Genomic DNA, 14,607 nt, shown 5'->3' with positions numbered 1-14,607 from the left:
CTCTTTAAAATTGCTGCCGACTGTTTGCCCGGTGGCGCTACGCTTACCGGGCCTACAAGGATCGCAGTATATTGTAGGCCGGATTAGCATAGCGCCATCCGGCATTTTTTATGCGGCTTTTTTCTCTTTCGACGGTAAGAAGCCTTCAAGAACAATCAACGCCGCGCCGATACAAATCGCCGTATCTGCCAGGTTGAAGGTCGCGAAATGCCAGTCTCCGACGTAAAAGTCAATCATATCAACCACAAAGCCGTGCCACAGGCGGTCGAACAAGTTGCCCAGCGCACCGCCAATGATTAACGCATACGCGATGTTATTCAGCTTCTGCGTCGCCTTCGAGCGATACATCATCACCATCAGGATGACGCAAATACCGATGGCAATGCCGGCAAAGAACCAACGCTGCCAGCCACCGCTATCGGCTAAGAAGCTGAACGCCGCACCGTAGTTTCGTGCATAGTGCAGATTAAGCGACGGGAACAGCGACACCGTATCCCCCAGAGCAAAGTTCTGGAGGATCAGGTATTTGCTGCCTAAGTCAATAATCAGCACGGCTACCACCAGCCACAGCCAGCGTAGCCCTGTTGAACAAAGAGGCTTACTCATCAGGCAAACTTACGTTGTTCGCCATCACCGGCGATGTTGCTGACACAGCGTCCGCAGATATCTGCATGTTCCGCCACCTGGCCGACGTCGGTGGTGTAATGCCAGCAGCGCGGGCACTTCTCACCTTCGGCTTTACTCAGTACGATCCTCAGCCCTTTGAGCAATTCGCTCTGCTGAGCATCAGCAGGTGCTGCGGCATAATCCGCAACAGTCGCACCGGAGGTCAACAGGACAAAACGCAACTCTTCGCCTAGTGCGGTCAGTTTCGCCGCCAGTTCAGGTTCGGCGTACAGGGTCACTGCCGCTTCCAGAGAACCGCCGACTTTCTTATCCGCACGCGCCTGCTCGATAACCTTGTTCACTTCGCCACGTACTTTCAGCAGCTCGTCCCAGAATGCGTCGTTCATGGCTTCGGTTTCGCCTAAGCCAAACAGACCGTCGTACCATTCACCAGTGAAGACGTATTTCTCGCGGGAACCCGGCAGGTAACCCCAGATTTCGTCTGCGGTGAAGGACATGATCGGTGCCATCCAACGAACCAGCGCTTCCGCAATATGGAACAGCGCAGTCTGGCAGCTACGACGCGCCACGCTGTCCGCTTTCGCGGTGTACTGACGGTCTTTGATGATATCAAGGTAGAACGACCCCATTTCTACGGAGCAGAAGCGCATCAGACGCTGTACCACTTCGTGGAAGTCATAGGCTTCGTAAGCTTTCAGGATCTCTTCCTGAGCCGCTTGCGCACAACCTACCGCCCACCTGTCCAGTACCACCATATCTTCCGGTTTCACCATGTCTTTCACCGGATCGAACCCGTTCAGGTTCGCCAGCAGGAAGCGCGCGGTGTTACGGATACGACGATAGCTGTCAGCGGCACGTTTCAGAATTTCATCGGAAACAGCCATTTCACCGGTATAGTCGGTCGATGCCACCCACAGACGCAGAATATCCGCGCCCAGTTTGTTCATCACATCCTGCGGAGAAACAGTGTTACCGATAGACTTGGACATCTTACGGCCCTGACCATCAACGGTGAAACCATGAGTCAGTACCTGGCGGTAAGGCGCTTTGCCTTTCATGGCGGTGGAGATCATCAAAGAAGACATGAACCAACCACGGTGCTGGTCAGAGCCTTCCAGATACATATCTGCCGCATGGCCTGCAAACTCAGGACGCACGTCAACGACGGATGAATGGGTTGAACCGGAGTCAAACCACACGTCCAGCGTATCCGGTACTTTGACGTACTGATCAGCTTCATCGCCGAGGATATCTTTCGGGTCGAGATCCCACCACGCCTGGATACCGTCTACCTCAACACGTTTGGCAACTTCTTCCATCAGTTCGATAGCGCGCGGGTGCAGCTCTTCGGTGTCTTTGTGGACAAACAGAGACATCGGCACGCCCCACGTACGCTGACGGGAGATACACCAGTCAGGACGGTTAGCAACCATCGATTCAATACGCGCCTGGCCCCAGTCAGGGATCCACTGTACGCCTTTGATCTCTTTCAGCGACTGCGCACGCAGGCCTTTCTGATCCATGCTGACGAACCACTGCGGAGTTGCGCGGAAGATGATCGGCGACTTGTGACGCCAGCAGCATGGATAGCTGTGCTGCATCTTCTCAACGTGCAGCAGCGCGCCTTTTTCACTCAGCAGCGCAACAATTTTGTCGTTAGCTTTAAAGACGTTCACACCATCGAGTTCCGGGTAGGTGCCCGCCAGGTATGCGCCGTCCGGGCCAACCGGGTTAGCGATTTCCAGACCGTATTTCTGGCTGATGACGTAGTCATCCGGGCCGTGGCCGCCAGCGGTATGGACCGCACCGGTACCCGCATCCAGCGTAACGTGATCGCCAAGGATAGCCGGCACGTCAAAGCCCATAAACGGATGGGTAAAGCGCAGCAGTTCCAGCTCAGCGCCTTTTACGGTGCCAAGGATAGTGTATTCAGCCGCGCCAATACGTTGCATTACGCTTTCAACCAGATCTTTTGCCAGAATTACCGCCTGGCCGTCCATCTGTACCAGCGCATAGTCAAAGTCAGGTGCCAGAGAGATCGCACGGTTAGCCGGTAACGTCCACGGGGTGGTGGTCCAGATAACCAGAGAGATTGGGCCATTGACATCAGAGACGCCAAATTTTGCTTTTACTGCGTCCGGGTCGGCCGCATGGAACGCAACGTCGATAGATGGAGACGTTTTGTCATAATACTCAACTTCCGCTTCCGCCAGCGCAGAACGACAGTCAACGCACCAGTGCACGGGTTTCGCGCCTTTATGCAGGTGGCCGTTACCGATGATTTTGCCCAACGCACGAATAATGTTGGCTTCAGTTTTGAAGTCCATGGTCAGATACGGATGCGACCAGTCGCCCAGCACGCCAAGACGAATAAAGTCTTTACGCTGACCGTCAACCTGCGTTGCAGCATATTCGCGGCACTTAGCACGGAACTCCGCAGCGGTGAACTTCTCACCGGGTTTACCGTATTCCTGCTCCACTTTCAGCTCGATAGGCAGACCGTGGCAGTCCCAGCCCGGAACGTAAGGCGAGTCATAACCCGTGAGTCCTTTGGACTTCACGATAATGTCTTTCAGAATCTTGTTAACCGAGTGACCAATATGAATGCTGCCATTCGCATAAGGAGGGCCATCATGCAGAATGAAGGTTTTTTTGCCTTTTTTGGCCGCACGAATGATGCCGTACAGGTCATCATCAGTCCAACGCGCCAGCATTCCCGGTTCACGCTTGGCGAGATCGCCGCGCATCGGGAACCCTGTTTCCGGCAAATTCAGGGTTGATTTATAGTCACTCATCAGATTCTCGGTTCCGTATTTAAAACTCGTATAGGCATTAAGCCGGTTTTGTTAGCCCAAAAAAATCGCGGGCAGTTAACTCATCACGCGCAATCTGCGCTTTTAGTTCATCCAGCGAAGCAAATCGCTGTTCGTTGCGTATCTTTTTACGCAGTACTACATCTATATGGCGACCGTAGAGGTCCATTGCAACATCCAGTAGATGCACTTCCAACTGCTGACGTACACCGGCAACCGTCGGACGGGTGCCAATGTTAGCTACGCCGGGAAAAGGCTTTTCACCCAATCCCATCACTTCAACCGCATATACCCCTTTCACTGGGGAAACCTGGCGACGCAGCGGTAAATTTGCCGTCGGGAAACCGATAGTTCGCCCCAGTTCATCGCCATGTACGACGCGTCCTGAAATGGTAAAAGGGTGTCCAAGCAAACTTTCGGCCAGTTGCAGGTTATCGTCTGCCAGCGCCTGACGCACAGCGGTGCTGCTGATCCGCACACCGCCTTCACAGAAGGTTTGGGTACTGGTGATATCAAAACCATACTCAGCGCCCGCTTCCTGTAATAACAAGAAATCGCCCGCGCGGCTAGCGCCAAAGCGGAAATCATCACCAACAGCAAGAAATTGTACACCAAGGCGCTTCACCAGCAGGTCGCTGATAAAGGTCTGTGCCGTTAATGCGGCGAAACGCCTGTCAAAACGCACGCACAGCACGTAATCCACGCCGCATTCGGCCAGATAACGCAGTTTTTCCCGCAGGCGGGTAAGTCGCGCAGGTGACTTATCCGTCGCAAACAGTTCCAGCGGCTGTGGCTCGAAAATCATCACCATCACTGGCAGACCGCGTTTGCGCCCTTCTTCCTGCAAGCCCTGCAACAAGGCACGGTGGCCACGGTGCACGCCGTCGAAATTACCAATAGTCAGCACACACCCATGCGGGGCCTGACTGAGATTATGTATGCCTCGTATCAGCTTCATGTCTGGCTCAAAACAGTGAAAATCGTGAAAGTATACCCTGTACGGCGGTCAAGGTTAACCGGCGATTGTTTCCTCGAAACAGAAAGAAGATTGTTTTCATTGTTATGAAACAAATTGATGCCCTTCACCGGTAAACCAATTCAATTTTTCTCATCGAAAAGCTGTATTCACAGCACGCAAGCTGGTAGAATCCTGCGCCATCACTACGCAACGAGTGCTGCAATTTAAACGGCGCTTATTTGCACAAATCCATTGACAAAAGAAGGCTAAAAGGGCATATTCCTCGGCCTTTGAATTGTCCATATAGAACACATTTGGGAGTTGGACCTTGGCTAATATCAAATCAGCTAAGAAGCGCGCCGTTCAGTCTGAAAAGGCCCGCAAGCACAACGCTAGCCGTCGCTCTATGATGCGTACTTTCATCAAGAAAGTATACGCAGCTATCGAAGCTGGCGACAAAGCTACTGCACTGAAAGCATTTAACGAAATGCAACCAATCGTGGACCGTCAGGCTGCTAAAGGTCTGATCCACAAAAACAAAGCTGCACGTCATAAAGCAAACCTGACTGCACAGATCAACAAACTGGCTTAATCGTCTGCTTGTTGTCGCTTTGTAAAAAAACCCGCGTAAGCGGGTTTTTTTATGTCTGCTTATTTGCTCACTGGCGTAAAGAGCGCGGAATAGTCCGCATTACAAATACGCTGCACCGCCGGGTGCTGGATCATTCTCTCCGCAAAAATGGCATGGTATTCCTCCATCACATTCTCCACACGTCCAATCTCCACAATCGAATCATCGGCATAGAAATTGTTCGAATAGAGCGTTGGGGCAACGAAAATAGCATTGTGCGTGGCACCGAAGGCTTTCATCAATGCGGCATCATCAAACTCCCCGAGGATTTCAACATTCAGCCCCTGAGAGTTAATCCAGTTCAGCAACTTACGCCCCAGCATTGAACGACGGCCTGGAATCAGCAATCGCCGCTCTTCAAGACAGGCCGGAAATGGCTTCTCAGGTAAGGGATTCGTGCACCAAAAACTGACACAGCACTCGCCTATTTTCACCGAGAACAGACCTTCCTGCTGCGTCGAATCAATCGGACAATCTGAGATAATCATATCCAGCTTGTGCTGACTGAGCTGTTCTAGCAGCATCTCGTGCGTAGATTCAAAGCAGCGCAGGTGGATTTGTTCATCTTCCACCACAGCGGCATCCAGCACACTGCTGACCAGCTGTTTAGACAACGCATCCGCCACACCGACATCGAACAATAAATTAGACTCTTTGCGATAGTTCACGATATCCAGCATCTCCTGGCTTAACGTGAACATTTTATCCGCATAGCGAAAGACTAATTCGCCCAGTTCACTGGGCTCCAGTCCGCGCCCCTTACGCTTGAACAATTTTCCCTGTAAGCGTTCCTCAAGCGCTTTAATCTGCCCGGTAATGGTCTGTGGCGTCAGATAAAGCGCTTCTGCTGCACCAACCACCGAACCTTCCTTATACACATGCCAGAAGTAATACAGGTGGTTGTAATTGATATGAGACATACTCTCTCCCTGAAAATTGTCACAAAAGCGTCAGCCGATCAGGCTGACACGTTCAATCGAGTGCGTAACCAGCAATAACCGATCACTGCCGACAGCAAAGAACCGATCAGAATCCCCAGTTTTGCCCAGTTAATCAGCTCTGGATCAACGCTGCCGAACGCCAGGCTGGCAATGAAAATCGACATGGTGAAACCAATGCCGCACAGAATACCTACCGCCATGATCTGCTGGAAATTCGTGCCTTCTGGCAGCTGTGCCAACTTCAGGCGGAGCGCCAGCCAGCAGAACAGGCTAATCCCCAGCGGCTTACCGATGAGCAGGCCAGCGATAATTCCCAGCGGCAGAATCGAGGTCAATCCATCCAGCGTAACGCCCTGCAGCGAAACACCTGCGTTAGCAAAGGCAAACAGCGGCAGAATCAGATAAGCCACCCACGGATGCAGGACGTGCTCCAGACGCTTCGCCGGTGAGCGCCCATGTTTTTCCTTTAACGGAATGAAGAAGCCCACAATCACCCCGGCCAGAGTCGCGTGCACGCCAGATTTCAGTACCGCAGTCCACAGCACAACGCCGACCAGAATGTAAATACCCGTCCGTCTTACGCCACACAGATTCAACGCAGCCAGAATAACAATGGCCAGAGCGGCAACCCCCAACGAAAGCAGTGAAAGATCGCTGGTGTAGAACAATGCAATAATCACAATGGCGCCGAGGTCATCAATAATCGCCAGCGCCATCAGGAAGATTTTCAGCGCCAGCGGGACACGACTGCCCAGCAGCGCCAGCACGCCTAACGCAAAAGCAATATCCGTTGCTGCAGGGATAGCCCACCCTTCACGAGTGACGGGATCGGCATAGTTAAATGCCAGATACAGCAACGCCGGGACAATCATGCCGCCAATCGCCGCAATGATCGGGAACGCTGCCTGACGCAAACTGGCAAGCGATCCCTGCATCAGCTCACGCTTCACTTCCAGACCGATCAGCAGGAAAAACACCGCCATCAAGGCATCGTTGATCCACAACAGCATATTTTTGTTGATCTCAAGCGCGCCAACCCGCAGTTGAACAGGCGTCTCCAGAAAGGCGTGGTACCATCCACTGGTGACCCCGATATTGGCCATCAACATGGCTACCGCTGCAGCGATGATCAGAATTATGCCGCCCGAGGCGTCGCTACTAAAAAAACGATGTAGATGTTTCACTTTTATTCTCTCTATTGGGTGAATACTTCGTAATTACTATCTTACTCCGCATAATTCATCGTTAATATTAGATTATTCATGATGAATAGATCGGTTTTTACGAACAAAAAAGCCCAACTGTTCGTTGGGCTGAGAAAAATTCACGCTGGAGCGTAAAACACACACTTAAGCATAGAGATTCATTTTGTACACACGGAAACTGGTGATGTCATAGCGATAACCTGCGCCATTAACGTCTTCACTCTTATAGTAACCGGAGGTCATCGTCGCTTCAAAAAGCACCGACTTCGTCTCTGGATCGATCTCCTGCAGGAGCAAGTTACCCATTGCTTCACTTCCCGCTCGTGGGTCATCAATATCACTGTCTCCCGGCTGGCAAGAAATAGCGAGTCCATTTTCATCAAACGTACAGTCGCCAAAATGCACCACAATATTCCCGTTTTGCTGTACTTCTTTAGCGCTCACACAGCTGCTATAACCGCGAGATCCCAACTCTTTCCCATACGCGAAAGGACGCATAACCGTCATCAAATTCAGATCAACGATGAAATGCACAACCTGGCTGTAGTTATCTGGCGGGAGAAGACTTTTACTGTCTTCACGGGAGCGAAAGTTACCGTTGTCAAAGACCATAAACTCAACAATTCCCGGTTCGTCATTAGCCACCTCAACCACGTTATGCTGCCCCCACGACCAAAAATCTCGGTTTGCAGCATCCACATCATCTTGATTACTGAGGTCGTAAAGAGGAATGCCTTCGCTGTCGACAGGAGTAAGAAGATAAGGCTGATAATCCTCTGTCCAATCCTCATGCGTGGACATAATAAACTGCAGCGCTTCAGTTTCCAGATCGATACCAAAAACAGCACTCTGATGGCGTCCTGAGGCAATTAGCAAATTATTCGTTTCATTAACATAGCTCTGGTTGATATGCAGCCAGTCCTGAACGGTCGCGTCTTCACCTGGAGCGGTCCCTGTTGGACGCGCTGTACGGGAGGTATCCAGAATCGTTGCCATATCGTAATAAGCAATCTCCTGTCCCGTTGAAAGATCAACCACAGATACGCCATCCTCATTCGTTTTCAGCGAATCAGGACGACCAGAAGTATATTCAGAGGGCGCAACAATAGTATTACTGTCCCACTGCCAAATTGAATGGTGGAACTGGTTGTCCAACATATAAAATGTATACAGCCGCCCCATCATGTCAAACTCATACATATCCAGATAGGTATTTTTGGCTTCTGAGGTTGCCAGGAAATGACCATTATCCACACGAACCAAATTGAAGGATGGGAAGTCTTGTGTAACATACCAGCGCACCACGCCATCCTGATCCAGAGCGTAATTATAACGATCGAAATGTGTAATAAAATAACAGCCCGGCGCAAGCATATCTGTGTCAGTCGCCGATTGCGTCACATTAACAATGGGGAACCCAAGCTGCACATCTGCAGAATCTGTTTCAGGCAAAGGTTGAGTTGCAATCGTGTAAGTCGCATTGATCTCCTCATCAACCAATAGGGTAAGTAGGTTATCGGTATCAGCCACCAGACCCAGTACAGGCAGCAAATTTTCCCCCACGCTCAACGTAACCTCTTGGGTAATCAACATCGCATTTTGCGCCAAATCCTGAATGTTTAACGTAATGGTGCGTACTTCATCGCTCCAAACACCGGCATAAGCACTTAAGGGAGCGGTGCCATAAGGATTGAGAATAATAAGTGCATTATCTAGTGTATTCTCGTCAGTGATCTGCGCCAGACAATCTTGGTAAATAGCTGTATGACTGAGAACTATCTCATTATTAGTGTCGATACCCTGATTCACTGCCGGGCGAGGAGTCGGTAACTTAAGATTCTGCGCAGGAATATTTTCCATTATAAATCTCCATTGTATTCATTTCACCGTTCCACAGCGGAACAATAAAACAAATACATGGAAAATCATCAATCAGATAATAAAAAGGCATCAATTACTATCAATGAAAAATATGTTATAGTGTGATGTTTTTGTTATATTCAAACTTTAAGTAATTCAATACCATTGTGACATTTGCTGGCGACAAACGACTGAGTTGTAAGAAAAATGGATGTACCTGTAAAAACTGGATGAATTTTGTTGCTCCGGTTAGGGTTGCATAACGCAGCATACTCGTTTTTTTATTCCCTGTTAGATTACATACGGCTTTAGCATAACCGCGAGACGAAAAAGAACGCCAGACATTATTACGTATTCCACCGCTACGAAATACACGATAGGGAAAGTTTGCATCCGATGGCAAGTCACCCATTTCTCTTACAAATGAGATATGACAACGGCTTTGTCGAATAGATTTCAAATTCGCCATCATACATCCCCCTAATATAAAACATTCATGATCAATGTAGTGCTGAACATTAAGGGTTCGTTCATCTGTAAGTTCTTTGACCAACTCAAAATGTCGATATGCAGGGAGGACGGGTTTTACCAACATTCCGGGATCGTTTTTGTGCAACGCGGCGGGACCATAATCCACATCAAATAATGTGTTTCGTCGCATTGTCATGAGTTCTTTACGTTGGACAAGATGCGCTAGCGTGCCGGATGGTAGGCGTTCTTCATAGTCAGAAATATACTGATATTCTTCTTCTACAGCCTGAGTGGAATAATTGGTTGTCACAGCAATAACTCTACCACTGCTTTCCTCTGCCGTAACCAGAACATACAGGCTGTGGTCGCCACCGTTAAATTTAACCCGAAAAGCGCGTGTGCTCATGGCCAAATCGAATGCTGGAAATGTGAATTCTCGTTCGGATTGATTTACGCTGCGAGATAATTTTTGTAATGCACGGTTCAGTCCTGTGCTGTCTAATGAAAGCGTCGTTCTGATATCTGCCAGTGAGGCACCTTCCAGGATAAGTCTGGCAAGGCTTTCCTGGCGGACATCCGCTTTATGCCGACCAAGGAAAACAAAGGTTTTATGACACTGAAGACAGTACAGTCGGGCCTCTCCCTGGGCGGAAAAACCGTACTTTTTCAATGACAAACTGCCACAACCAGGACAAGCCTTAATTAGCCCTCTCCAGGGCAGGTTAGCCGACAGACGGAAAAGATTGAGCGAACGTTCAGAAATGACCGGGAATGAGAATCCACATTCTCTGCACAAAATGTCCTTACCTTGCACCAAATAATCCGGGCTGTTGAGGATACCCATATTTTTGCACTCAGGCGTTTTACAAGCATCGACATTGATTTGGAAAAACATATTCACTCCCTGCGAATATTACTGTCATACAAATATTGTTTTTATCTCTGCGGGTGAAATATTATTTTCACAGAGCGTCTTCATCGCCCCCATCGCCAATGCTGTATGGGCAAAAAATGCCTGATAACCAGCGCATAAATAGTTCTGATTCAACATCCCTGAGGCCGAAGGTAAAAAACGGTGTTTGGGGCATCCCCCATGGCAGGCAAATTGCCACTGACAGGAGTAGCATTCTTGCGCCATTGTACGGTTTTTATCATTGCCGAATTGCCGGTTCTGCTCGCTATTGTTCATTGCGCGTAGCGTCGTATGCTGAATATTTCCCAACTTGTACTGTGGATAGACAAAGTGATCGCAGTTATAGACATCACCGTTCATTTCCATCGCAAACGCACTACCGCATGTGGGAGCAAACACGCAGACTTGCGGAGGTAGACCACACCAGGCCCCAAGCGTCTGCTCAAAGAGTTGTATGCCAATATTACCAATGTCCTCACGGATCCAGACATCAAAAATGGCATTGAGGAAGTGGCCGAACTGAAGGGAATCAACAGACCACGGCATCATGGTTATCTGTTTATCATCAGGATGTGCCAACCTGCCATCCTCGCTAGCGCTGCATCGTTCAACGAGCGGGATAAATTGCATATATCGGCTGCCAATACTTTTCAGGTATTGATAGACCTGCAGTGGGAAACGCATATTAGTGTGATTAACAACCGTCAGTGTATTAAATTCGACGCCATGGCGTACCAGACATTCAATGGCCTGTTCAACTTTTCTGTGCGTCGGTTTACCCGAACGAGTCACACGCCATTCATCATGTAGCGCGGCATCACCATCAACAGAGATCCCGACCAGGAAATCATTCTGCTGGAAAAAAACAGCCCATTCATCATCGATTAAAATACCGTTCGTCTGGAAAGTATTAACAATGCTCTTCCCTCTCGCGTAATGTTGCTGAAACTCAACCGCTCGCTGATAAAATGCGCGCCCCATCAGTGTCGGTTCTCCACCTTGCCATGCAAAAATGACTTCATCCACATCCTGTGCGGCAATGTGTTGTTTGATGAATAATTCCAGCATGGAATCTGACATCCTGTAATTACCTTTTCTGTCTGGATACAGTTTTTCTTTCTCCAGGTAAAAGCAGTATTTACAGTCCAGATTGCATACCGACCCTGTCGGCTTAATCATTACCTGGCAACTTTTCCTGTACATCGCGAAGGTCCATAAATAAAAGAACCCAGCCCAGCACCAAAGTGCTGAGCCAGGCGGGCATAGCCCTAAGTGGCATACACTGTATTTTTATTATTATCCGGTTAGCCCCAGGTGACCGGAGTCGGTTTCTCGCCTCGAGCTTTCATCAATGAATCGTTATCAATATCCTTTTTGTACTTCAGGAATTTACCGTACATCTGTTTTTCAATATCAGGCTGTTTGCCAATCAAGTTAAGCGTTTCAAACCGATCCTGTTTCAGGTTATAGAGATACTTCGGCTTATTCTCACGATCGATGATCATTTTCCAGTCACCATCACGCATAGCCCACTCATCGGTAGGGTCGTCCTGGAATGGCATATCAATACCGAAGATCAGCGGTTTTTCACGGTTTAACGTTTTCTGCTCAAGCAGCGGCACCAGAGACTGTCCATCGTAGGAACGATCTGTTGGGAGTTTGAAATTCATCATGTTGGCCAACGTCGGCAACCAATCAAGACCGTAAACCGGCGTATCAGAGACCATCCCTTGTGGAATATGTTTGCCATATTTGATGATTGCCGGAACGCGGATCCCACCTTCCCACAAGTTATCTTTACGGCCACGCAAGCCATCGGTCTCACCCGCCAGATTCAGCTCATACACTTTACGTGCTTCACGAGTGACAGGTCCGTTATCACTGGTAAAGATAACAATGGTGTTATCTTCTTCGCCCATCGCCTTGATCTTATCCATCACTTTACCGACCTGAGCATCCATATAGCTGATGTTAGCGTAATACTCTCCCGTACCGCGCCACGGTTTATCAGCCCAGTCACCATAGAACAGATCCGGATGCTGTTTTTGATAATCACTCATGTATTGCGAGTACATATCAAGGTATTTTTGGGGTGAAGCCAGTGGGCTGTGAACCTCTGTAAACGCAACATATAGAAAGAACGGTTTATCATCTTTCTTATTATCCAACCAGTTCACAACTTCGGAGCTGACCAGTTCACCGCTATAGGTGTCCGCTCTGCCAATCGATTTGCCATTACGCACAAACCCAGTGGGATGCACGGTGCCATAGCGTGGACGTTCTTTGGCATTATCCAACGTAGAATCGGTCACAAAGCCGGAAGCATTGACCAGACCATAGTCAAAGCCCATATCTTTTGCCTGTGGTTGGTCAGTACGATCGCCACCAGCATTAAGATGCAGCTTACCCATCATCGCCGTATCGTAACCCTGTTGCTTCAGCAAGTTAGCAATAGTCAGTTCATTTCGACCTAACGCAACATTAGTGCCTTCAGGGATCCAGGAGCGAATCCCTGTACGAAACGGCATTCGGCCAGTAAGCAACCCAGCTCGAGAGGGAGAACACAGAGGAGCTGGCGCATAATAATCGGTAAATTTCACCCCGTCCTGAGCCAGTTTGTCGATATTAGGCGTTTTAACGATTCGATGGCCATAAGTCGCCAGATCGCCATAACCTAAATCATCTGCAAGAATGATGACTAAGTTAGGGCGTTTATCCGCAGCGGCTTGTACGGTTGATAATGCACTCCCGGCACATAGAGCCAATCCGATCATGCTGGCAACGACAGTTCTTTTCATTCCAACTCCTTTGAATTATCACATAGTCAATTACGCGACAGATCTACCAATAAATTAAATTTCTGTTTAATTTCCACCCTCGCTATTACATGGCGATGTAATAGCGACAGAAAAACAAAGAACAATATACATTCACAGATATTATATTAATCACGAAAGCCATATTAACAATATAAATACCAGACTTATCTATATAATGCAGCGAAGAAAAGTTTATTAGAAATGAATACGCCAACAAGTGATGAAGATCCCAAATGTTATGGGATACATTTTCCTTTACCCTTCTAATGTCAGTATATGTTGTTTTCTCATCGCTAACCTATTAATCTCCAAGGAATAATACTTAACAGATAAAAAAATAAAATACCGAATAAAAAATCCATGTTACTGTTGTAACACTGAACACTTTCAAAAAACATCAAGTTGCCATTTAAAAAACAACACTAATTGACACCTGGCACCGTTAACACTTAATCACTGACATTTTTGCGACATCTATCACTCACGAATAAACCCCCAATCAATAGACTCTCATTTTTTCCGCACATTATTAGTATCTTTACCTCATGGAGTTGAGCATGAATAAAATATATATTAAGAGTCTACTTGCTGCATGCGTTATCTTATCCACCTTCAATAGCCATTCTGCTGAACTAAAACGCGTCTATGGAAAGATTAGCCTCGGCTACGGTGATTGGAATAAAGGATTTGTAAACGTCGATCGAGGTGAAGTATGGAAAGCTGTTGCTGATTTCGGCGCTGTTTTTGATAGAGGTGAATTCGCCTCATTTTACGAAATGAATGTACTCAACCATCCAGTAGAAGGACGTAACCATACGACTCAATTTCTTGGACATTATCGTCCGATAGAAGGGTCTGATTTTACGTTAATGACTAAACTTTATATGTCGATGGAAAACAAATTTGGTGATGAGTTGAACATGATGTATGGGGTAGGCTACCTGGGTCTGGTAGAGAAATCATGGTTTATCAAACCTTATGTCGCGATACATAATTTATCCAGCGACTATAACTCTGCAAAATACGGTCAGGCTAATGGATTTAACGGCTATGTCCTTGGCTGGGTTGCTGCATATAATTTCGAAATGCTTAATGAGAAATTTGCCATTTCAAACTGGAATGAAGTTGAAATGGATCGTAATGATGCTTATGCAGAGCAGCAAGGTGGGAAAACGGGTCTAAATGGTGCCGTTACGTTTACCTGGAAATTTATGCCCCGCTGGACAGCCTCTGTATCCTATCGTTACTTCAATAATAAATTAGGGTATCAGGATTATGGTGACCGTATGAATTACCTGGTGGGTTTTGAATTCTAATTCATCAGCAGAAAAGTAAACTCTATAGTTAGAAATTAATCTTAGATATATGT

General features: G+C 48.0%; 11 protein-coding genes and 1 pseudogene. 2 read left to right on the top strand and 10 right to left on the bottom strand.

Annotated features, from left to right (window positions below):
• Window positions 1-108: 108 nt before the first annotated feature.
• From lspA to NNO08_RS15525, 4 genes and pseudogenes are all read right to left on the bottom strand, one after another.
• Window positions 109-606, bottom strand: a complete 498-nt coding sequence (gene lspA, locus NNO08_RS15540; RefSeq protein WP_048212740.1) for a signal peptidase II — start codon at window positions 604-606, stop codon at window positions 109-111.
• Window positions 606-3,422 (bottom strand): isoleucine--tRNA ligase, encoded by a 2,817-nt coding sequence (gene ileS / locus NNO08_RS15535; RefSeq protein ID WP_271457042.1) that lies wholly within the window; start codon window positions 3,420-3,422, stop codon window positions 606-608. Before ileS ends, lspA begins: the two co-directional genes overlap by 1 nt.
• 37 nt (window positions 3,423-3,459) lie before the next feature.
• On the bottom strand, window positions 3,460-4,398 hold the full coding sequence (gene ribF, locus NNO08_RS15530) for a bifunctional riboflavin kinase/FAD synthetase (protein WP_271440452.1): 939 nt from the start codon (window positions 4,396-4,398) through the stop codon (window positions 3,460-3,462).
• A 7-nt stretch (window positions 4,399-4,405) separates the two neighbouring features.
• A pseudogene (locus tag NNO08_RS15525) lies at window positions 4,406-4,621 on the bottom strand (DUF2575 domain-containing protein).
• 105 nt (window positions 4,622-4,726) lie between these two features.
• Here NNO08_RS15525 and rpsT point away from each other — a divergent pair.
• Window positions 4,727-4,990, top strand: coding sequence for a 30S ribosomal protein S20 (gene rpsT / locus NNO08_RS15520; RefSeq protein ID WP_003018940.1), 264 nt, complete (start codon window positions 4,727-4,729; stop codon window positions 4,988-4,990).
• A 59-nt stretch (window positions 4,991-5,049) separates the two neighbouring features.
• Here rpsT and nhaR read toward each other — a convergent pair whose 3' ends face one another.
• The 6 genes from nhaR to NNO08_RS15490 form a co-directional block, all read right to left on the bottom strand.
• Entirely contained in the window at window positions 5,050-5,949 is a 900-nt protein-coding gene (nhaR, locus tag NNO08_RS15515) for a transcriptional activator NhaR (RefSeq protein ID WP_137383775.1), read from the bottom strand.
• 38 nt (window positions 5,950-5,987) lie between these two features.
• Window positions 5,988-7,154, bottom strand: a complete 1,167-nt coding sequence (nhaA, locus tag NNO08_RS15510) for a Na+/H+ antiporter NhaA (RefSeq protein WP_271440451.1) — start codon at window positions 7,152-7,154, stop codon at window positions 5,988-5,990.
• A 165-nt stretch (window positions 7,155-7,319) separates the two neighbouring features.
• A complete protein-coding gene (locus tag NNO08_RS15505) occupies window positions 7,320-9,035 on the bottom strand; it encodes an aryl-sulfate sulfotransferase (RefSeq protein ID WP_271449987.1) in 1,716 nt (571 codons plus the stop codon).
• Between the two features lie 115 nt (window positions 9,036-9,150).
• A complete protein-coding gene (locus tag NNO08_RS15500; RefSeq protein WP_271457041.1) occupies window positions 9,151-10,401 on the bottom strand; it encodes an IS1/IS1595 family N-terminal zinc-binding domain-containing protein in 1,251 nt (416 codons plus the stop codon).
• 24 nt (window positions 10,402-10,425) lie between these two features.
• The gene (locus tag NNO08_RS15495; protein WP_271457040.1) at window positions 10,426-11,622 is read right to left on the bottom strand and encodes an anaerobic sulfatase maturase; all 1,197 of its coding nucleotides are present in this window, start codon (window positions 11,620-11,622) and stop codon (window positions 10,426-10,428) included.
• 101 nt (window positions 11,623-11,723) lie between these two features.
• Complete coding sequence (locus NNO08_RS15490; protein ID WP_271440447.1) at window positions 11,724-13,217, bottom strand: sulfatase family protein; 1,494 nt, start codon at window positions 13,215-13,217, stop codon at window positions 11,724-11,726.
• Between the two features lie 578 nt (window positions 13,218-13,795).
• Between NNO08_RS15490 and NNO08_RS15485 the strand changes: the two genes are divergently transcribed.
• Entirely contained in the window at window positions 13,796-14,554 is a 759-nt protein-coding gene (locus NNO08_RS15485; RefSeq protein ID WP_271442878.1) for an outer membrane protein OmpK, read from the top strand.
• Window positions 14,555-14,607: the final 53 nt, after the last annotated feature.

The organism is Citrobacter sp. Igbk 17 (genome assembly GCF_028069775.1).
GTDB lineage: Bacteria > Pseudomonadota > Gammaproteobacteria > Enterobacterales > Enterobacteriaceae > Citrobacter.
Note: the sequence above shows the minus strand (reverse complement) of the source record. Positions and strands in the feature narration are given on the sequence as shown.